A 20,751-nucleotide genomic window follows, 5' to 3' on the forward strand; every position below is an offset into this window, starting at 1 on the left:
GCATGATCTCCACTTCACGTAGCTTCCCGATGATCTCCCAGGGCTTGTGCTTCTTCGAAGACATTCGTCGTCCCTTCCTTGATCCAGACTATCATAGTCGATGGACCACTCAGAAGGGGGCAGCTCAGTGGCTGGTAGCATTTTTGGATACCTACCTAAAGGTGCATACTTGTCCCTAGGTAGGTTCCGCGCCAGCTACGTGCAACCAAGAAATGGAGGCACGTATGAACCGATTAGAAGGCAAGACTGCGATCATTACCGGCGGTGGCACGGGCATTGGCCTGGCGTCGGCAAAGCGCTTCATCGAGGAAGGTGCGTTCGTCTACATCTTCGGCCGGAGGCAGGAGAAACTGGACGCAGCGGTGACCGCGCTCGGCGCGAATGCCCGTGCGGTGGCGGGATCGGTGACCGAGAACGACGATCTCGACCGACTGTTTGACACCGTGAAGCAAGAGCGCGGCACGCTCGACATCCTGTTCGCCAATGCCGGAACCGGCGCGCTGGTGCCGCTCGCCGAGATCACGCTTGAGCATTATGACGAAACATTCGACATCAACGTGAAGGGCACGATCTTTACGGTGCAGAAGGGCTCGAAGCTGATGGGTGAGGGTGGTTCGATCATCCTCACCGGCTCGACCACCGGCGTGATGGGAACGCCCGCATTCAGCATGTACAGCGCGTCAAAGGCTGCTGTCCGCAACCTCGCGCGTAGCTGGGCGCAGGATCTGCGTGGTACAGGTATTCGCGTCAACGTCCTGTCGCCTGGACCAACGCTGACCGAACTGGCGGCCGAGGTCGTTGGTCGCGAAGCAATGATCGAGATGGGAGCTACCACGCCGATCGGCCATGTCGGCGACCCGTCCGAAGTTGCGGCGGCTGCTGCGTTCCTCGCATCCTCCGACAGCAGCTTTATGACGGGCAGTGAGCTGTTCACCGATGGAGGCTTGGCTCAAATTTAAGAAACTCAGCCAGTGGGCAATAAGCCCGCTGGCGTAGAAAGTCAGACCTTCCGGCTTAAACCTGCTCGCCAAAAGCGCCGTGAGATCGAGATTAACGAAAGTCCGAAGTTTCGAAGCGCGGGAACGATGCAGGGCATCGTCGTCGGGCTGAAGCGCTCAGGCTTGGTCATCCGGGCACCACATGCCCGTCATGGTCGTGTACAAACCACGGAACTGACAAGTCCGGGTCGCAACGTACTGAACGAAGCGTCTGCGATCGTGGCCAGCGCGGAAATTAGGCTACGTACCGCATCGGCTCGGCTCGATCCGCAAACGCTCATGTCGGCTCTCTTGCGATTGGCGGATGCACCTCGCTAATCGAAAATAGCTGCTCGGTCGGCGCCGCACGTTAGCTGAGATATTCTGCTGCTACTTCTGCAAGGTGGCAACGACCGCCCGAAGGCTGGCCGAGGGTAGGCGGTGGCTGGGATGAAACAGGTAATAGGCGAAAGCCGGCGGGCACCAGTCTTCCAACACGCGCACCAAGCGACCTTCCGCCATATGGCGAACGACATCGTGCTCGGACAGTTGCGCGACGCCGACGCCGGCCAGCGCGGCTTCCCGCATCAGCCATTCGGCATCGAGTATGAGAGGTCCAGTGACCGCGACCTCGATCCGATCATTGTCCTTTGCGAATTGCCACCGATGGATCGCACGCGCCTGGCCATAACGCCGCCCGATGCAGCGGTGTCGTTGAAGATCGCCCGGCGCGGCGGGAGGCGTATGGGCCGCCCAATATTCTGGTGAGGCAACGACCGCAGCGCGAAAGGGGTCGCTGACGCGTACGCTGGTCATTCCGCCGCCGACGCTTTCACCAAGTCGGATTCCTGCGTCAAAGCCGGCCTCGACGATGTCGACGAAACCGTCATTGACGCTGATCTCCAGTTCGACGTCGGGATAGGTTCGCGCGAAGGTGCCGAGCATCGGTGCCAGAACGACCGTGGCAGCATTTTGCGACACGGTCAGCCGCACGGGACCTTGTGGGTTCTCACGATGCTCGTTGACCGCCTCGACCGCGTCGTCGAGCGTCGCTAGCGCCGGCGCTATCCGGGCAAGAAGTGCGGCACCCGCGGCGGTCGGGGAGACGCTACGCGTCGTTCGTGCGAGCAGCATGACGCCCAACCTTGCCTCCAACGCGGACACCGCGTGGCTAAGCGTCGACGGACGAAGCTTCAGCTCGGCCGCCGCCCGCCGGAAGCTGCGAAGCCGCGCGACCGCTGCAAAAGGAGTCAGCTCGGAAAATGCACCAGCCCGCATTGATGAATTCTACCCACCTGTATCTGCCGGAAAACGTGCCTTATCCGATCCTATCGCGCTGTCCATCTCACAGTCAGCAACAGAAGGACCGATGCGATGCGCAACCCTATCGACACTGCCAGTCTGCCGGGCTTCACCGCCGCCAATGCATGGATCGGCAATGCCGCCAAGCAAAACCTGATCGGTGCGGACTGGCGGGCGGCGATCTCCGGACGGACCGCGATGACTCCCAACCCTGACACCGGCAAGGACATCGCCGCAGTGGCGGACTCGGCAGCGGAGGATATCGACGCTGCGGTCCGGGCAGCGCGCGCTGCCTTCGACGGGTTCTGGCAGCGGATGGATCCCTACGAGCGCGAGCGGCAACTGTTGCGCATCGCCGACATACTCGAGGCGCATGCGGACGAACTCACTGTGATCCAGTCGTTCGATATGGGCGCGTTGTTGCCGACGTCGCGGATGCTAGTTGAAAGCGCTGTTACTGCCTTCCGCTACTACGCGGGCTGGGTCACCAAAATCGCCGGGTCGACGCTGCCGATGAGGGGCGAGCAGATCACCTTCACGCGGCGCGAGGCACTAGGCGTTGTCGGTGCAATCATTCCCTGGAACGGTCCCGCGCTCGCCACAGCATGGAAGATCGCGCCTGCCATCGCCTGCGGCAATACGGTGGTGTTCAAGCCGGCACCCGAAGCACCGCTCGTTTCGATCCGCATGGTCGAACTGATGCTCGAGGCTAGCCTTCCTGCCGGCGTCGTCAACTTGGTGACGGGCGGTCGCGAGGCAGGCGCCGCAATCGCCGAGCATTCGGGCATCGACAAGGTGACGTTCACCGGCTCGACCGCGACCGGCCAGTCGATCCTGCGCACATCGGCAGACACCATGAAGAAGGTGACGCTCGAACTCGGTGGCAAATCACCGACGATTATCATGGCCGACGCCGACCTCGACAAGGCGATCGCCGGTGCGCTGGCGGGGTTTACTGCCGGGGCGGGGCAAGGTTGCGTCGCTGGTACGCGTATTCTCGTCCACGAGAGCATCGCGGACGAGGTCGGGCAGGCACTGGCTGAGAAGACCAAGGCCCTGAAGGTCGGATCGGCCTTTGAAGAGGGAATCGAGATTCCACCAATCGTCTCCAAGGCACAGCTCGAGAAGGTACAGGCCTATATCGCGACAGGCAGCCGTGAAGGGGCCATGGCACATCGGTTCGACCGTGATGCCGATGGCGGCTTCTACGCGATGCCGACACTGTTCACCGACGCTACGCCGGATATGACCATCGTGCGCGAGGAAATCTTCGGCCCGGTTGCTGCGCTGATGCGATTTGGCAACGAGGCTGAGGCCGTCGCCATGGCGAACGACACCGGCTACGGCCTGTCCGCGAACCTTTGGACGCGCGATCTCGGCACGGCGCATCGCATGTCGGACCGGATCGGTGCCGGCATCGTCTGGGTCAACACCATCTTCGAGCTGGACCACATGGCGCCGTTCGGGGGCTACAAGATGTCCGGCCTGATCGTCAGCCCGCTGGCGCTCGGCACTATGACGTTTGGCACCAAACGATGGGGTGTTGATGGCGACGACGCGAGCGCGATCTTCGACGCCTATGTAGATGCTGGCGGCAACATGATCGACACCGCCGACATCTATGCGGGCGGGCGTAGTGAGGAACTGCTGGGCGGCTTCATCGCGGATCGGCGCCTGCGTAACGACTTGGTGCTCGCGACCAAATTCACCTGGAACATGGGCAAAGGTAAGCCGAACGCTGGTGGGAACGGGCGCAAGCATATCCATGCCGCCCTCGATGCCTCGCTGAACCGTCTGCGCACCGATCACATCGACCTGTACTGGTTGCACTTCTGGGATATGGTGACCCCGGTCGAGGAAGTCCTAGACACGCTGGTCGACCTGATCCGCGTCGGCAAGATCCGCTACTATGCCCTGTCCGACGTACCCGCCTGGTACATGACCCGGATGGCGACGCTCGCCGAGACACGCGGTGTTCCAAGACCGATCGCGCTGCAGACGCAATATTCACTGGTCGAGCGTTCCGCCGATTACGAGCATCTGCCGGCCGCGCGAGAGCTCGGTATCGGCGTCCAGGCGTGGAGCCCGCTGGCAGGGGGTTTCCTGTCGGGCAAATACCGGCGCGAAGACGGCAAGGCGTCGGGCGAAGGACGGCTTGCCGGCGACAATCCTCTGGGCCAGTCTCCTTTCACCGATCGTAACTGGGACATCCTCGACACGTTGCGGACTGTGGCGGACGAGATAGGACGCAGCCCCGCCGACGTAGCGCTTGCTTGGGCATCGACGCAGCGTGGCATCGGCTCGGTTCTGATCGGCGCAAGCCGTCCCGATCAGCTCGATCGCAACATTGCGGCGCTGAACGTTACGCTGTCGCCCGATCAGCTGCAGGCGCTAGATGAGGCAAGCCGGGCGCCTGACGCCTTCCCGTGGTCGGGCTTCGTCGAACCCATCCGGCGCAGCATCTTTGGCGGCGCGAACGTGCCCAGCTGGCAGGCCTGATAGAAGGCGCTTATGTGGCGAGGTATGCGTCTTGTGCCCCCGCCTAGAATGCCTTCTGTTGCGACCGGATCGATGGATCGATCCGGTCGCGGAGGGCCCGACGAGCGGTTATCGGCCCTGAGAGGCAAGCGTGACGGCATCCGCACCTGCCGGAATACGGAACGGCGTGGATGTATCGGCCGCGGCGCGCCACACCGCTTCGGCTACGCGGCTGAGGTCACCTCCGTAGTTTGCGGCTGAGCGAACATTTGCTGGGCCCAAGCAGCATATGCTTCCGGGATACCCTGCTGTGATCGTGCACGCGCGGTCGCACTGAACGCGGTTTCCGGTGCGCGCCTTGGGACGACCAGGCGTACTCGAACGCCGAAAGGCTCGACCTCGAGGGCCAGGTCCTCACTGAATGCCTCCACCGCAGCCTTGCTCCGCTGCCGATCCGGGGTGGTCCACGGAAGGGAACGTTGGTGGCCTACGTTTCAGGCCCCGATCATATCACGATAGAACTTATGCAGCCGGCAGCCCGTTAATGGGCCGGTAGCAGCTTTGCCGCCTCATCAACTTTTTTGAAGGCTGGCAGGGCAGCGGGCAGCGTCGAGGCTCAGCACCGTCTCTGCTGCAAAACTGAATGGATGGCAGGAGTTGGGGAGCCAGAAAGAGGCCGCGAATGACCGCAAGCGGGTCCTCCCGGTCACTTTCCATCGATTCTTCGTCGTTCCGGTCGCACTGGGATGTGTTTGAGAGCTGCTGTTGGTCAGGGGTGCCACCGCGCAAATCAGCTGGAAAGAGGGCGCTTTGCGAAAGGGTGTCTTACGGCGTGCATAGGGGCGGCGGGCGGTGATCGGTCAACATGTCGCTCCGACCTTACGTTCACGCCCTAGCGCGATTTGACTGGGGTGCTGCCCGCTCTGATAATGGACGGCTGTGAACGTGGGCTTGATCCTCATAGCTGCTTCCTCCATGGGATGATGTATCATTGCATTGCGGTCATGTGCGATGTGCGGCCGTCGCATCCAAAGGGGGACAGTACATTGAACGTTACTACGGCGCGGCTGGGGGTAGCTGCGGTTTGCCTTGCTGCGGGTCTGGCAGGCACGGTTCCAAGTCAGGCGCAAAGCAGCGCTGGAGCGCCAGCCGAGCAGAAGAATGATCCGACCTTGGCCTTAGAAGCGCAAGCCGCTGTCGAGCCGAGTAGCGGCGGCGACATCGTTGTGACGGGTAGCCGGTTTGGCGGACGGACGCGCATCGGCTCGGCAACGCCCGTTGACGCGATCTCGCAGGAGGAGCTTCAGCAGAGCGGTCGGATTGACCTGATCCAAATGCTCAAGGTCCAAGTGCCCAGCTTCAGCTCACCGCGTCCGCTCGCTTCAGGCATCGGCGACTTTCTGCAGCCGCCTTCACTGCGCGGCCTTGGGCCCGGCGAGCTGCTGGTCCTCATCAACGGTAAGCGCCGTCATACCGCGTCCGATCTCAACTCCAGTAACGGCATTGGTCGGGGCGACGTGGCGATCGACTTCAACGCGATCCCGTCGCTTGCGCTATCCCGTATCGAGGTTCTGCGGGACGGTGCGGCAGCGCAGTACGGCTCAGATGCGATCTCCGGCGTGATCAGCATGTTTCTGGATCAGTCGATCGGAACGCGAGCGCAGGCCACGTATCTGACCACGACGGAGGGTGACGGCGCCACCTACGAAGCCAGCGCTTCGGTGGGCGTGCCGGTCGGGGCCAATGGCGTGTTCCGCTTGACCGCAGCGTACCAGGATCGCGGCGGCACCAATCGTGCTCGGCCCGACACCCGCCAGCAGTATTTCGGCACCAACGTGGCCGGACGCCCGGTGCTGCCGTCGGGCAACTTCGGCTCGGGCGTGGGGCTAACTCCGTCGAACGGCACGCTCGACCCCCGCGAACCCGGCTTCAACCGCAACGTCTTTCAGCAGGGCGACCAGCCAAACACCAACAAGCAGATCTTCTACAACTTTGTCGCGAAAGCGCCCGGGGACGTTGAGATTTACTCCTTTGGCGGGTACAACCGGATCGATGGTGACATCCAATATCTCTTCCGCCGCGCCGGCCAGGACGAGACCGTCCGTGCTCTTTACCCCAATGGCTACAGCCCCGGTCTCGAAACCCGCATCGAGAATTTCTCGACCGGCATCGGCGTGCGCGGCAGCGACCTCATGGGGTTCGGATGGGACCTGTCGAGCGTCTACGGCGTCAGCACGCAGGACCTGACCTACGTAAACAGCGTCAACGTCTCGCTGGGGGCGGCATCGCCGAGCCGCTTCTACCGCAACGGCAGCGACTTCTACCAATGGACCAGCAACCTCGACCTGACCCGTGAGATTCCGGTCGGTGACAGCAGTCCGCTGCGGCTCGCCTTCGGCCTGGAATACCGACAGGAGGACTATCGGCTCTTCACCGGCTCGCCGGACGGATACCGCAACGGTGGCGTGCCGATCCTCGACGGCCCGAACGCCGGCAGGCCCGCCATCGTGGGGTCACAGCCCGGACCAAGCAACGGCCTGGATGATCGCGCTTCGCTGAACCGGCACAGCTATGCCGCCTACGGCGAGGCAGAGAAGGAGCTGTTCAATCGACTGATCGTCTCGGGCGCGGTGCGGCACGAGCATTATTCCGACTTCGGCGACACCACCAATTTCAAGGTCGCTGGCCGGCTTGGCTTGATCGGCAGCTGGGCGCTGCGCGGATCGTACAACACCGGCTTCCGTGCGCCCGCTCTGGCACAGGCAGGCTTCAACGCGTCCAACACACTGATCCTGAACGGCACGCAGGCGATTGTCCGCGTCGCGGCAGTCGACACACCCGCCGCACGCCTTGCAGGGGCGACCGACCTGAAGCCGGAGAAGTCGGACAACATCTCGGTCGGCACCGTTTTCCAAGCCGGCGGACTGACGTTCACGCTCGATGCCTATCAGATCAAGGTGCGCGACCGCATCGCGATCTCCTCGACCTTCCAGGACCCGCGGCTGACTAACTTTCTGGCCGCCAACGGGCAGTCGGGATTTGCCGCCCTGTCGTTCCTCACCAACGCCGTCGACACGAACACCCGGGGTGTCGATCTGGTGATGAACTATCGCCACAGCTTTGGCGACGGTAGCCGGTTCACCGGCACGCTCGCGGGCAATTACAACAGGACCAAGTTCGACCGTATCGCAGGCACACCCGCCCCGATCGCGGCGCTCGGCATCACGACGCCGCTGTTCGATGTCACCCAACAGCTCCGCTTCTCAGACAGCCAACCACGCGAGAAGGTGACGCTCGACCTTAATTATGCGCGCGGACCGTTCACGCTCTCCGTTACCAACACGCGCTACGGCAAGGTGTCGACCGTTGCGATCCAGAACAGGACCCCCGCCCAGGTGGCGGCGCTGGTGCCGGGCTTCGACACCCGGCTCGTTCCCTCGGCTGGCAGCGCTACCAATTCCGACATCATTCAGACCTTCGGCGCCAGGCTGCTGACGGACGTAGAGTTGTCCTGGCAGGCTACGCGGGACTTGCGGTTCAGCGCGGGCACGCAGAACCTATTCAACGTCTACCCGGCCGAGAACATCGCTTCGACCGTGGCCACTGTCGCAGCCGGTACCAACGGGTCCGACAACGCCGGGACACAGCCGTACAATGCGATCTCACCCTTCGGCTTCAACGGACGCTCGGTATTCGTCCGGGCTGGCCTGAACTTCTGAATACGGATGAGCATGACCGAGAACGTTTCCGCATCGATTCTGATGGATTGCTTGACGCTCGGCTAAGGCGCGCGCCCGCGTCCTCGACGGCCTTTCGCTGCGCGGGCCTGAAGCCAGCATAACCGCGCGCTCGATGGCAACGGCACAGGCAAGTCAACCACGCTTGCCGCGCTGCTCGGTTTGCGACCCAAGCCATCGTCACAGCGCCATGGCCGCTGCTGGCGCAGCGTGGAGCCGTTCGATGTCGGCACGTGGAGGTGCACCGAACAGTCGCCTATATTCTCGGCTGAATTGCGATGGGCTCTCATAGCCGACGGCAAAGCCTGCAGTATTCGCAGTGGCACCCTCTGACAGCATCAGGCGTCTGGCCTCCTGCAACCGCAGCTGCTTCTGATACTCCAGCGGCGTCATGCGGGTGATCGCCTTGAAGTGTGCGTGAAGCGAGGAGGAGCTCATCCCGGCCTCGGCTGCGACGTCGTCGATGCGGATCGGGGCATCGAACCGCCGGCGGATGGCGGCGATCGCGCGGCTAACCTGATTGAGATGGCTGCCAGCGGTTGCAACGTGACGAAGCATCGGACCGTGCGGTCCGGTGAGCAGACGATAGAGGATTTCGCGCTCGATCAGCGGTGCCAGCGCGCGGATCGTGTTGGGTCGGTCGAGCAGTCCGACCAGCCGGCATGCCGCGTCGATCAGGTCGGGATCTCCGGGGTAGACGCCAAGCACCGGCAAATCCGTACGGGCCACGCCGCCGCCCTCACTCGCCATGAGATCGGCCAGTATTGCAGCATCTAGATCGATCTTGCAGCAGAGATAGGGTCGTTCGGGACTCGCGTCGAGCACAAGTCCGACCAGCGGCAAGTCGACCGAGACCAAGAGGTAGTGAGCCGCATCATAAACCACGCTGCGCTCGCCGATCGATACCCGCTTCGACCCCTGGGCTATTATGCAAAGGGAGGCCTCGTAGACGGCAGGCGTGGGGGTGCTCGGCGCGTCGGCCCGGATCAGCGACACACGCGGCATCGCCGTACTGCAAATGCCTGTTCCCCCAACGTGTCGATCAATGAGGGCGGAGAGTTGAGCGATCCGGTCCATAGCAACGATCCTTCTCCCACTCGCGCGCTATGGGCAAGCGCCTGGCATCAATTCTGGAGGATCGCGCAAGCCATTCGGGCGATCGGTCTACCGCTCGACGTGGGTGATGGCCCATCTGCGTCCCGTCACCACAACGGAAGGACTGCATCATGGCAGGAAATATCGACAAGGTTGTCCTTATCACCGGCGCGTCGAGCGGGATTGGCGAGGCAACTGCGCGCGAATTGGCTGCAGTCGGTGCCCGGCTGTTTATCGGCGCGCGTCGCGGAGAACGTCTGAAGGCACTGGCAGAGGAACTGGGCGAGACCTTCGCCTGGCGCGAACTCGATGTCACTGACGGCGCCGATTTCGACGCGTTCGTGGAGGCTGCTGAAACGCGCTTCGGACGTGTCGACGTGCTGGTCAACAATGCCGGCGTGATGCCGCTTTCGCCGCTCGCGGCGCTGAAGCGGGATGAGTGGAAGCGGATGGTCGACGTCAATATTCACGGCGTCCTCAACGGCATCGCGGCCGTGTTGCCCCGGTTCGGGGCGCAGAAGAGCGGCCATGTTGTCAACGTCGCCTCGGTCGCCGCGCACATGGTGATGTCGACCGCAGCGGTTTATTGCGCCACCAAACATGCCGTGCGCGCCATCACAGAAGGGCTGCGGCAGGAGCATGACGAAGTCCGCTCGACGTTGATCTCGCCGGGTGTGGTCGCCACCGAGCTGGGTCATGACATCACCGATCCTGAGGTCGCGGCGGCACTGACCGGATGGCGGAAGAAGTCGCTGACGCCAGACGCGATCGCGCGAGCCGTTCGCTATGCCATCGAGCAGCCGGAGGGTGTCGAAATCAATGAGGTGATCGTACGCCCGACCGCAGCGGACATGTGAGTGCATGGGCGTGCCGGTGCCAGAGCGGGCACGCCCAAACGTCGGGTTCGCCGACACAATCAGCTCGTCGGACCGCGATGAACGTATGTCCGGTTACGGGAAGCTACTTAATGGACCTGAGCGGCCGATTTTGGGTCTCGCCTGCCGTATGTCCTACAGGTCACCGCTTCGCGTTGGGGAAGCTATGCCCAAAGCCTGCGACCGATTTTGCAGAGCCGACAAACGTCATTGAACAAGCTTATCCGCCCCGCGCATGGTATGGTTGAAGAAGGATGCGGATGGAGGTCTGCACGCTTCCCAGCTACCGGCCCGGCCACATCTGCAGGAAGGTCGCCGCAGTTTCGCGCAGCTCGGCTTCACTCGTACCGCTTCCTGCCGCTACGAGCAGACCGTCCGTTGCAGCCTTGAGCGTCAAAGCCAGACTGCGGGCGGCAAAGGACGGCGCAAAGTCGCCGTCCTCGGCTGCACGTACCATGCGCGCGACTAACTTCTCCCGCCAGAAGTCGCCGCGCTGGACGACGAACTTCCTGATCTCGTCGTCACCGGGGGCGTGGCTCAGCGAATGGACGATACCCATGCTGCCCTTGGGATCCGCCGTATTCGTCTGCAGCGCGATCGTACCTTCCAACAGGTGCTCGGCGACGGCCCGGGCGGACGGCTGCTCAAGGGCTTCGACCATGTAGGCCGTCTTCTCCTGTTCGTAGAGGTCCATGACCTGACGGAACAAGGTCTCCTTGTCGCCGAAGGCTGCGTACAGCGTGGCCCGGCTGATCCCCATCGCCTCGAGCAGCGTACCGATGCTGGCCCCGGCGTAGCCGTGGCGCCAGAACACCCGCATTGCAGCGACGAGGGCGGCATCGCTGTCGAACTGGCGGGGACGCCCACGTTGGGCGGGCCGCTCTTGATCCGCTTGGAAGCGAGTCTCGGTCATGCAGTCATCCTTGGCCGAAAATTCGGCGATTGATTTATGGAACGATCGGTATACCTAGGTATTTGGAACGAGCGGTATAGCAATTCTCGCGTCGTCCCACACCCGTTTTCCGACATACGAGGACCACAATGACCTACTCGCCCCAGGAAGAAACCAACCTTCGGATCATCAATGACGCGTTGAACGATGCAGCGCAGGATCTCACCCGCTTCTTTGATGCGGTCTTCGCTTCGGATGCCGAATGGACCATCGCTGGGCACGGGCCTGTCGCACGGACGTATCACGGCATGGCGGACCTGTTCGACAATGCGGAGAAGGCCCTCTTCGCGCGCTTCGCAGAACCCCTCGCGATCGTCACGCGTGGTATCTGGGCGGACGGCGACAACGTGTTCGCCCGCATCGATAGCAGCAGCCGAGCCCTCGACGGTGAACCGTACCGCAATGGATATATGTACATCATGACCATGAAGGACGGTAAGGTCGTCTCCGGTATCGAGTGGCTGGACCTCAACGCTTATTACCAGATCATCGAGAGAGTGGTGATCTAAGCCTCGCGGGCTCCTGAGCACAGCGTGTACCGGGTCGACATCGAAGATGGCTTCTCGTCCGTCATTCGGCGTCGACTCCGTAGATCCCACTCCGTATTGCTGACGGTTTTCAGTCGGTCGCCGGCAACCACACGGACAGATCCATCAACCGGCTGCGCCGCCTCCACCAAGCATGATGCCGGCTTGATCGGAATTCCCGATCAGCTCCTTTCCCAGGGCATCGAATGCTGCGTCAAGCAGTTCGACCAGCGAACGCTCCTCGCCATCCTGGCCAAGCGCCTCCGTGGCCACGCGGATCGCGCCGATCGCGAGCAGAGCCACCAGCCGGAGGCCCGTTTCGCGCTCCGGATCGGGCCAGCGGTCGCGTAACGCCATGAACAAGGTGCGTTCATGCTCGACGTAGCTTGCCTGCTTGCGCGCCTGTACCGCGGGGCTCGCCTTCATCAACCGATCGATCTTCACCATATCGTCGGCCGGCACCTCGGCGCAGGTCGCGATCACCGCGGCACGGATCGATTCGAGCGGCGAAGCAGCGCTGTCGCCGTGCCGCACCCGCTCGGCGATGAGCCCGCCCATGCTGTGTTGAAGGGATAGGAGAATGTCGTCCTTCGAAGGGAGGTAATGGAAGAACGTGCGGCGTGAGATGCCCGCTGCTGCCGCAATCTCGTCAACCGTCGTCGCGTCGATGCCCTTCTCGATGAACAGGCACATGCCCGCATCGGTGATCCGCCGCAGCGTCTCATCCCGCTTGCGCTGGCGCAAACCCGCGACCGGCTGAGCATCTTTCTTCACCAAGACCATCGCTTCACGCTTGATTGTTGCACCAAGTGCAATCTATAAAGTTGCACCTAGTGCAGATAGCAGGTGTGGCAACGATGCGAAAGTGGATGCTGGCGGACATACCGCGACAGGATGGACGAAATGCAGTGGTGACGGGCACGGGAGGGCTCGGGCTCGAAGTGGCACTAGCGCTCGCTAGCGCCGGCGCGGACGTCGTTATTGCCGGTCGTGACGCGCGCAAAGGTGCCGCTGCTGTGTCACGCATCATTTCACAATATCCCGCGGCTACCGTGCGTTTCGAGGCGATTGATCTCGCCTCGCTCGCTTCCGTGGCGCATTTCGCCGACCGTCTGCGCGCGCGGCAGCAGCACCTCGACCTGCTCGTCAACAACGCCGGGGTCATGGTGCCGCCGGAGCGACGGGAAACGTCAGATGGCTTCGAGCTGCAGTTCGGCACCAACCATCTCGGGCATTTCGCGCTTACGGGGCGGCTGCTGCCTCTGCTGCGTGCTTCGCAGCATGCGCGTGTCGTGTCGGTGTCCAGTGTAGCGGCGCGCGCGGGATCGACCGACTGGGACGACTGGAACGCGCGGGCCGACTACGCGCCGATGCCTGTCTACGCCCGCTCGAAGATCGCGTGCCTGATCTTCGCGCTGGAACTCCAGCGTCGCAGCGCTGAGGCCGGTTGGGCGGTCAGCAGCATTGCCGCTCACCCCGGCGTCGCGCGCACCGAACTACTGCATAACGGGCCGGGCCGCGGCAGCGCGCACAGCATCGCCCGCACACTGCTGCCGTTCCTGTTTCAGCCCGCAGCGCAGGGCGCGTTGCCGCTGCTGTTCGCCGCAACGTCACCGGACGCGCGACCGGGCGGCTATTACGGTCCCGACCGTCTGGGGGAGACGCGCGGTCATCCCGCGTCGGCGAAGATGCCGCCGCAGGCATCCGATCGAACGTCAGCCGAGGAGCTCTGGAAGCTGTCGGAAGACGTGACGGGCGTGCGGTTCTGAGTGGGGGAGGAGAAGCGCACCATGGCCAGATATCTCACCTACGCGGCATTCGGATGGCTGACACTGACCGGCACTGCGCACTTCGCGATCGACGTTGTCAGCCAGCATCTGCGCGGCAAGCACTTACCCGGACCGGAGACCACGCTCTACTACGGTCTCCACTCGGCCTTCGCGATGGGACAGGTGCTTTTTGGGCTAATGTGCCTTTGGGCGGCCCGGCGCGAGCCCGAGCTGTTGCGCGATCCCTGGGTAGCGGCCCTGGCGGTTGCGGGCGGTGCCGCTTGGCTGGCTCTGACCTTCCTCGCGATGAGCTATCGCGAGCCAAGGATCAACGTCGCCATCTTCGTCGCGCTGCTACTGGCTGCGATCGTGGCGGTTCGCACGCGCGCCTGACCCGTTTCCTCCGACCCGACCGCGAGGCGATAGAAATCGTACCGTAAGCCTGCGCCGTACCGGCTCGTCATAGAGCTTGAGACAGGCGTAGGCGATCGTCACCGTCGCGGCGCACACGCCAACTCCGACGATAGCGCCCTCCATGGCTGGGATCTTACGATCGACGACCCAGCCCGTGTAGATGTAGATGAGCGGATAGTGCGTGATGTAGAGCGGGTAGGACAGTGCGCCGAAGAATCGCGCGATGCGGACCGACGCACCATCCACCATGCGCTCGCCCGCGCCGATCGCGACTACGAGGGGAAACAGCAGGATCACGCAGGCTGCATCGTACAGGCCGTTGATCCACAGATGATCGGTTCCGCCGAACCTGGGCAGGCACAAGGCGACGATGAGCAGGGCACTGCTGATGGCGAAGGCGTACGGAACCCGGAGCCTGCCTCCCAGACGCATCAACAGCACGCCGGCGAAGAACGGGAACATCACCCGGGACAGGCCGATCTTGATACCTGACGGATCAAGCGCCCAGCCCCCGATCAAGTCTCCACGTGGTCCGAACACGGCAAGGTAGATGAGCGCGATTGCGGACAATGCGACCAGCAAGCCCAGGGAGCGGTTCGACAGCTTGCGGACACCCAAAGCGTAGAGCGCATTGGCGACATACTCGTAGAACAACGACCACGCGGGACCGTTGAGAGGATAGATCTCGTCCCAGCCGCGAACATCGGCGCTCTTCGGCAGCGGGATCATGACGAAGCCAAGCACCATCACGATCAGGACGTGGAAGTCCTACATCGCGCCCGGCTCGACGTGGGAGAACGGCTATAACGAGAGCTTCAAGGGCTCGCTGTGGACGAACTGCTCAATGGCGAGATCTTCTACAGCCTCGCCGAGGCCAAAGTACTGATCGAGGCGTGGCGCCGTCACTACAACACCGTCCGGCCGCACAGCAGCCTGGGCTACCGCCCGCCGGCCCCGGAAGCGGTGACACCGCTATTGCCGACCTCCGGTTCCGCCTCGCGCCACCTACGCCCGGCAATGGCGGCGGAGGCGACAATGCACTAACTAACAATCCGGACCAGCCGGTGGGGGCTGCTCACCATCGCCACCCGCTACGATTAGCTCGTCAGCAGTTTTCCTCGGCATGGTCCATCTCGCCACCGCCAGACACCGGCTCAAATCTGCCCACACCGTTTAGTCTGCACTGAGTCGCGATCGACGGGGCTGGCATGCTCCCGCTCGATCATCTGTAGCCGTCGCGCGACAATCATCACACGAACCAAGCGCAAATTCCGCAATCAAGTCCGTGAACGTTCGCGACCATTCATTTCGAAAGTGGGCATGGAGTTGGGCATGATGCCATCAATTTTCATAAAATCTAGTGTTTACAACAGATATTGGCGGAGCGGGAGGGATTCGAACCCTCGATACGCTTTTGACGTATACTCACTTTCCAGGCGAGCGCCTTCGACCACTCGGCCACCGCTCCGCATTGCCGGAAGGTGGGTTCCCTAAGGCGCGGCGGGGCTTCGTGCAAGCGGCAGTTGCGGGGTGGGGCGCCCGCGTGCCACGATGTGCGTCATGATCCTTGCTTCCCTGATCGCGGCGCTGTTCCAGGCCGCTGCACCGGCGGTCCCGCCTGCACCGCCCAGTCCGGCCGATCCGGCTCCGTCCGACTGGCGGGCAATCCCCGAAGACGAACTGCTGGTGATGACGCTGGCGGGGGACAAGCGGGTCGTGATCCGGCTGGCGCCGCGCTATGCGCCGGTGCATGTCGCCAATCTGCGCACGCTGGCGCGGGCGCATTGGTGGGACGGAACGTCGGTCTACCGCGTGCAGGACAATTATGTCGCGCAATGGGGCGACGTGACCGAGAAGAAGCGGCTGCCCGCCGGGGTCGTCGCCAATCCGCCGCCCGAATATGTCGGCAGTCGCTACGACGCGGTGACGCGGATGACGCGGCCCGATCCCTATGCGGCGAAGAGCGGGCATAGCGCGGATGGCTGGCCGGTGGCGGGGGATGGCAAGGGCGCGTGGCTGACGCATTGCTATGCGATGGTCGGCGTCGGGCGCGACATGGCGCCTAGCACCGGAAGCGGTGCGGAACTCTATACGGTGATCGGCCATGCGCCGCGGCACCTCGACCGTAATATCGCGCTCGTCGGGCGGGTGATCGAGGGGATGGAGTATCTGTCGTCGCTGCCGCGCGGGACCGGCAACATGGGATTTTATGCGACCGATCAGGTGCCGATGCCGATCGTGACGGTGCAGCTGGCCAGCGACATGCCGGCGGCGACGCGACCGCGTTATCAGTATCGCGCCGCCGACAATGTCCGGTTCGCGGCATGGCTGCGCGGGCGCGAAAACCGCGAGCCGCCGTTCTTCACCGTGCCGGCGGGCGGCGCGGATGTGTGCAACGCAATGCCGCCGGTGCGCAAGACGCCCGACGCGTGACGGTCAGACGCGCGCGATGAGCAGGGCGGTGCCGAAGCCGATGAAGATGCCGCCGGTCGCGCGGTCGAACCAGCGGCGCACGCGCGGGTGGGTGAGATGGCGCGCCAGCGAGCTGCCGCCGAGCGCATAGGCGGCGTACCACAGGCATTCGACCAGCGCGAAGGTCGCGACGAGGATCGCGAACTGGAGTGCCTGTGGCTGCGCGCGGTCGATGAACTGCGGCAGGAAGGCGGTGGCGAACAGCAGCAGCTTCGGGTTGCTGATCCCGACGAGGAAGCCGCCGCGGAACAGGTGCGCCCGCGGCAGTTCGGCCGACCCGACGTCGATCGGCGCGGAGCGGTTGCGCCACGCGTTGAATCCCAGCCCGACGAGATAGGCGGCACCGACATAGCGCAATATGTCGAACAGGCCGGGCACCGCGGTCAGCACCGCCGCCAGTCCCGCCGCCGACGCGGCGAGCACCGTGACCAACGCGGTCAGGCAGCCTGCCATCGCCGGCAGGCTGCCGCGCCAGCCCAATGCCACGCTGCGCGTCAGGATGTGGAGCATGTTCGGCCCCGGCGTCCCGCACAGCACGACGACCGCCGCGACGAACAACAGCCAGCTGTGCAGCGCCATGCCGTCGTCCGTCAGCCCCGGACCCAGTCGGCGACGGCGGTCGCGACGGTGTTGGCGGCCTGGTTGATGGCCGGGCCGACGCTGGTGGCGTCGATCGTGGCGACCGGTGCGCGGGCTTCGAAGCGGCGCTTTTCGAAGGTCGTGGCGCCGGCGCGCTGCAACGTCGCGTCATAGACGACGACCGCTTCGTTGCGGATCGCGTCGATGCCGAATTCGCGCAGTTCGCCGCTCAGCTGCGCGCCGGGGTCGATGAAACCCTGCCGCGAGCTCAGCACCACCATGTTCGCGCGCGACGTCAGCGTATCCGACACCAGCCGGGCGAACAGCCGCGCGGGGGGTTCGACCCACTGCGCGTCCTTCACATAGGCGATCGTCGTCGGGCTCGACTGGACCGGCACGCGGTTGACCGCCAGCTCCTGCGGCACGACCGGCACCTGTACCGTGATCGAGCGCGCGGCAGCCGAGGTCTGTGTTTGCCCGGCGGCGATCGGCGCGGCGGGCGTCAGCACCAGCAGCGCGGGTGGCGGTTCGGCGCCGAAGCGGATACAGGCTGCCAGCGGCAGGAGGAGCAGAACGGACAGCTTCTTCATGGGGGGCCTCATATCGTCCGCGTCACTTCTTGGGATCGTAATCGGGCAGCTTCGAGCGACCGACCAGCGCGGTGGCGCCGCCCTGATCGACCTTTTCCGCGACCGAGGCGAGGGCACCGGTCATCGCGCGCAGGTCGCCGACCAGCTGGTTGACCTGCGGGATGGTCTGCTTGCTGAACGCCTGCAGCCCGGGCTTCGCATCGCCGATCGCCTCGTTGAGCGTATCGGCGCTCTTCTGCGCGCTGGCGATGGTGCGGTTCAGCTGCTGGATCGTCGGCTGGATGTCGTTGGCCAGCACGCCGTTGGTCGTCGCCGCCAGTTCGCCGATCTGCTGCGACGCGACGCCCGCACGCTGGATCGCGATGCGGGTTTCGGCCAGCGTCGCGGCGATTTCGGGACCGCGATCGGCCAGCGCGTCGGTCAGCCGGTTGGTGCTGTCGAGGATCGCGGCGATCGAGTTCTGGTTGCGATCCGACAGCACGTCGGCCAGCCGTTCGGTCAGCGTGGTGACGCGTTCGAGCAGCTGCGGCGCCGAGCTGAGCAGCGCGGCGACGCCGCCGGCCTTCGGAGGAATGACCGGCACACCCATTGGGCACGACTGTTCGGGGTTGGTTTCGGGGCACGCGATCGGCGGCGCGCCCTTGACCGCGCCGTCGAGCGTGATCGTCGACACACCGGTGAAGCTGCCGACCATCGTCGCGGTCGTGCCGAGCAGAACCGGTGTTTCGTCCTTTACCTTGAGCCGGACGCGGACGAATTGCGGGTCCTTAGGCCACAAGGCGATATCATCGACCTGACCCACCGGTACGCCGGAGAAGGACACGGGCGAACCCTTTGCCAGGCCGTCGACGCCCTGTTTGAAAAAGACGTCATATTCCTTTTCATGGCCGCCGCCGACGCGGGCGAGCCACACGGTGAACAGCGCCAGCATGACCAGCAGGATCAGCACCACCGCGCCGACTAGGACATGGTTCGACCGGGTTTCCATCAGCGCCTCTGGGCTTGCGGCGAAACCGGTTCGGGTCCGGCATCGCGGGGGTGGTCCTGCGCCTTGGCGATGCGTTCCTGCGCATCGGTGGCGGCACGGCCACGGGGTCCATTGAAATATTCCTGGATCCAGGGGTGATCCAGCGCGAGCAGTTCGTCGATCGTGCCGACGGCGATGACCTTCTTGTCCGCCAGCACCGCGACGCGATCACAGATCGCGTGCAGCGTGTCGAGGTCGTGGGTGATGAGGAAGACGGTCAGCCCCAGCGTCTTTTGCAGCGACGCGGTGAGTTCGTCGAACGCCGCCGCACCGATCGGATCAAGCCCGGCGGTCGGTTCGTCGAGGAACAACAGCTGCGGGTCGAGCGCCAGCGCACGGGCGAGGCCGGCACGCTTCTTCATGCCGCCCGACAGTTCGCTGGGGTATTTGGGGCCGGCATTGGCGGGCAGGCCGGTCATCACGACCTTGTACCCGGCGATCTCGTCCAGCAGGGCAGGCTTGAGCTTCGGGTAGAATTCCTTCAGCGGCACCTGCACGTTCTCGGCGACGGTCAGCGTCGAGAACAGCGCCCCGCCCTGGAACAGCACGCCCCATTTCTTGCGGATTTCGGTGGCTTCGGTTTCCTCGCGGCCGATCGTGTTTTCGCCGAACACGTCGATCGTGCCGGCGGTCGGCGTCTGCAACCCGATGATCGAGCGCATCAGCACCGACTTGCCGGTGCCCGACCCGCCGACCACGCCGAGGATTTCGCCCCGACGCACGTCGAGGTCGAGCCCCTCGTGAATCACCTGATCGCCGAACTGGTTCTTGAGGCCGCGGACGCGGATGATGGCTTCGTCGCTCATATCCATCCGATCCACGCGAAGAAGATCGCGAAGAACGCGTCGAGCACGATCACGAGGAAGATCGCCTGCACCACCGCCGCGGTCGTGCGGCCGCCGACCTGTTCCGCGTCGCCTTCGACCTGCATCCCGTGGAAACAGCCCGAAATGCCGATGATCGCGCCGAATACCGGCGCCTTGATCAGGCCGATATAGAGGTCGGTGATCGGCACGACCTCGCGGATGCGGGTGACGAAGGTGATCGGCGGGATGCCGAGCTGCGCCCAGCTGAGCAGTCCGCCGCCGATGATCGCGACGATCGAGGCGTAGAAGCCGAGCAGCAGCATCATGACGATCGCGGCGATGACGCGCGGCAAGACCAGCGCCTCCATCGGCGACACACCGATCGTGCGCATCGCGTCGATCTCTTCGGTCAGCTTCATCGTGCCAAGCTGCGCGGCGAAGGCCGAACCCGAACGCCCCGCGACCATGATCGCGGTCATCAGCACGCCCAGTTCGCGGAAGGTCAGGCGGCCGATCAGGTTGATCGTGAACACTTCCGCGCCGAACTGGCGCAGCTGCACCGCGCCCTGCTGCGCGATGACCATGCCGATCAGGAAGCTCATGAGGCCAATGATGCCGAGCGCCGAGACGCCGACGACCTCGAAGCGCTGCACCGTCGCGTTGAAGCGGAAGCGGCGCGGATGGCGCAGCACGTTGATGAAAGCGATGACGGTCGCGCCCATGAAGCCGAGCAGGCCGAGCAGCTGCTTCGCACTGCCGGATACGGCGTCGCCGATCTCTTCCAGCACGCGCAACGGAGGGCTGAGCGCCTTCTGCTTGGCGACGACGGGATCGTCGGCCGCGGCGACCTGATCGAACAGATGCTGGCTGTCGCTGTTCAGCCCGTCGATCGTGACGTCGCGGTCGCGGGCGAAGCGGTGGACCAGCCACGCGCCGACGGTGTCGATGCGATCGACCTGCGATAGGTCGATCCGGTCGACCGGGCCGTCGACCGCGTTCAGCCGTTCGGGCAGGTCGCCGACATGCGCCAGCGAAAGGTCGCCGGTGAAACGCAGCACGCCGCCGCCATCGGCCCGGTCGTGCGAAAAATCGGCGGAAGCGCTCATCGCGACCATCCATCGGCGATTTGCGGCGTCGCGGCAAGGTGGTAC

Annotated in this window: 18 protein-coding genes, 1 tRNA gene and 1 pseudogene; 9 read left to right on the top strand and 11 right to left on the bottom strand. The window is 64.0% G+C overall.

Annotation, left to right across the window (positions count from 1 at the left end; genetic code table 11):
- Positions 1-224 precede the first annotated feature (224 nt).
- Positions 225-959 carry an SDR family NAD(P)-dependent oxidoreductase gene (locus MF610_RS11555; RefSeq protein WP_242196587.1) on the top strand — a complete coding sequence of 245 codons (735 nt, stop codon included), beginning with the start codon at positions 225-227 and terminating at the stop codon, positions 957-959.
- A 408-nt stretch (positions 960-1,367) separates the two neighbouring features.
- Here MF610_RS11555 and MF610_RS11560 read toward each other — a convergent pair whose 3' ends face one another.
- Complete coding sequence (locus MF610_RS11560; RefSeq protein ID WP_242196590.1) at positions 1,368-2,255, bottom strand: LysR family transcriptional regulator; 888 nt, start codon at positions 2,253-2,255, stop codon at positions 1,368-1,370.
- A gap of 96 nt (positions 2,256-2,351) precedes the next feature.
- Between MF610_RS11560 and MF610_RS11565 the strand changes: the two genes are divergently transcribed.
- Positions 2,352-4,778, top strand: coding sequence for an aldehyde dehydrogenase family protein (locus MF610_RS11565; RefSeq protein WP_242196593.1), 2,427 nt, complete (start codon positions 2,352-2,354; stop codon positions 4,776-4,778).
- Positions 4,779-5,929: 1,151 nt separating this feature from the next.
- On the top strand, positions 5,930-8,476 hold the full coding sequence (locus MF610_RS11570) for a TonB-dependent receptor plug domain-containing protein (RefSeq protein ID WP_242196595.1): 2,547 nt from the start codon (positions 5,930-5,932) through the stop codon (positions 8,474-8,476).
- 198 nt (positions 8,477-8,674) lie between these two features.
- On the opposite strand, the gene MF610_RS11575 is transcribed toward MF610_RS11570, so the two are convergent.
- Complete coding sequence (locus MF610_RS11575) at positions 8,675-9,571, bottom strand: AraC family transcriptional regulator (RefSeq protein WP_242196598.1); 897 nt, start codon at positions 9,569-9,571, stop codon at positions 8,675-8,677.
- Positions 9,572-9,720: 149 nt separating this feature from the next.
- Here MF610_RS11575 and MF610_RS11580 point away from each other — a divergent pair, with 149 nt between their 5' ends.
- Entirely contained in the window at positions 9,721-10,446 is a 726-nt protein-coding gene (locus MF610_RS11580) for an SDR family oxidoreductase (RefSeq protein ID WP_242196601.1), read from the top strand.
- A gap of 301 nt (positions 10,447-10,747) precedes the next feature.
- Here the strand turns inward: MF610_RS11580 and MF610_RS11585 are convergent, their stop codons facing one another.
- A complete protein-coding gene (locus MF610_RS11585) occupies positions 10,748-11,377 on the bottom strand; it encodes a TetR/AcrR family transcriptional regulator (RefSeq protein ID WP_242196604.1) in 630 nt (209 codons plus the stop codon).
- Between the two features lie 128 nt (positions 11,378-11,505).
- Here MF610_RS11585 and MF610_RS11590 point away from each other — a divergent pair, with 128 nt between their 5' ends.
- Positions 11,506-11,925: a nuclear transport factor 2 family protein gene (locus tag MF610_RS11590; protein ID WP_242196607.1), complete on the top strand. Its 420-nt coding sequence runs from the start codon at positions 11,506-11,508 to the stop codon at positions 11,923-11,925.
- Between the two features lie 144 nt (positions 11,926-12,069).
- On the opposite strand, the gene MF610_RS11595 is transcribed toward MF610_RS11590, so the two are convergent.
- Positions 12,070-12,717: a TetR/AcrR family transcriptional regulator gene (locus tag MF610_RS11595; RefSeq protein WP_242196610.1), complete on the bottom strand. Its 648-nt coding sequence runs from the start codon at positions 12,715-12,717 to the stop codon at positions 12,070-12,072.
- Between the two features lie 83 nt (positions 12,718-12,800).
- Here MF610_RS11595 and MF610_RS11600 point away from each other — a divergent pair, with 83 nt between their 5' ends.
- Together MF610_RS11600 and MF610_RS11605 are read left to right on the top strand one after the other, a co-directional pair.
- Positions 12,801-13,712, top strand: coding sequence for an SDR family oxidoreductase (locus MF610_RS11600; RefSeq protein ID WP_242196611.1), 912 nt, complete (start codon positions 12,801-12,803; stop codon positions 13,710-13,712).
- Positions 13,713-13,733: 21 nt separating this feature from the next.
- Complete coding sequence (locus MF610_RS11605) at positions 13,734-14,105, top strand: hypothetical protein (protein WP_242196615.1); 372 nt, start codon at positions 13,734-13,736, stop codon at positions 14,103-14,105.
- Here the strand turns inward: MF610_RS11605 and MF610_RS11610 are convergent.
- Positions 14,067-14,873, bottom strand: coding sequence for an acyltransferase family protein (locus MF610_RS11610; protein WP_242197542.1), 807 nt, complete (start codon positions 14,871-14,873; stop codon positions 14,067-14,069). The genes MF610_RS11605 and MF610_RS11610 overlap by 39 nt on opposite strands.
- Positions 14,874-14,895: 22 nt before the next feature.
- Here MF610_RS11610 and MF610_RS11615 point away from each other — a divergent pair.
- Positions 14,896-15,170: pseudogene (locus MF610_RS11615) on the top strand (integrase core domain-containing protein); the annotation flags it as partial.
- A 333-nt stretch (positions 15,171-15,503) separates the two neighbouring features.
- Here MF610_RS11615 and MF610_RS11620 read toward each other — a convergent pair.
- Positions 15,504-15,594 (bottom strand) — tRNA-Ser (locus tag MF610_RS11620).
- A gap of 92 nt (positions 15,595-15,686) precedes the next feature.
- Here MF610_RS11620 and MF610_RS11625 point away from each other — a divergent pair.
- Positions 15,687-16,559 carry a peptidylprolyl isomerase gene (locus MF610_RS11625; RefSeq protein ID WP_242196618.1) on the top strand — a complete coding sequence of 291 codons (873 nt, stop codon included), beginning with the start codon at positions 15,687-15,689 and terminating at the stop codon, positions 16,557-16,559.
- A gap of 3 nt (positions 16,560-16,562) precedes the next feature.
- Here the strand turns inward: MF610_RS11625 and MF610_RS11630 are convergent, their stop codons facing one another.
- Genes MF610_RS11630 through MF610_RS11650 form a run of 5 tightly spaced genes read right to left on the bottom strand, consistent with a single transcriptional unit; the run spans position 16,563 to position 20,706 of the window.
- The gene (locus MF610_RS11630; protein WP_242196621.1) at positions 16,563-17,177 is read right to left on the bottom strand and encodes a LysE family translocator; all 615 of its coding nucleotides are present in this window, start codon (positions 17,175-17,177) and stop codon (positions 16,563-16,565) included.
- 11 nt (positions 17,178-17,188) lie between these two features.
- Complete coding sequence (locus tag MF610_RS11635; RefSeq protein ID WP_242196624.1) at positions 17,189-17,767, bottom strand: ABC-type transport auxiliary lipoprotein family protein; 579 nt, start codon at positions 17,765-17,767, stop codon at positions 17,189-17,191.
- 22 nt (positions 17,768-17,789) lie between these two features.
- On the bottom strand, positions 17,790-18,755 hold the full coding sequence (locus MF610_RS11640; protein ID WP_242196627.1) for an MlaD family protein: 966 nt from the start codon (positions 18,753-18,755) through the stop codon (positions 17,790-17,792).
- Positions 18,755-19,606 (bottom strand): ABC transporter ATP-binding protein, encoded by an 852-nt coding sequence (locus MF610_RS11645; RefSeq protein ID WP_380870618.1) that lies wholly within the window; start codon positions 19,604-19,606, stop codon positions 18,755-18,757. The genes MF610_RS11640 and MF610_RS11645 overlap by 1 nt, the downstream gene beginning before the upstream one ends.
- The gene (locus MF610_RS11650) at positions 19,597-20,706 is read right to left on the bottom strand and encodes an ABC transporter permease (RefSeq protein WP_242196633.1); all 1,110 of its coding nucleotides are present in this window, start codon (positions 20,704-20,706) and stop codon (positions 19,597-19,599) included. Before MF610_RS11650 ends, MF610_RS11645 begins: the two co-directional genes overlap by 10 nt.
- Positions 20,707-20,751 lie beyond the last annotated feature (45 nt).

The organism is Sphingomonas hankookensis, from assembly GCF_022664465.1.
Taxonomy (GTDB): domain Bacteria; phylum Pseudomonadota; class Alphaproteobacteria; order Sphingomonadales; family Sphingomonadaceae; genus Sphingomonas; species Sphingomonas hankookensis.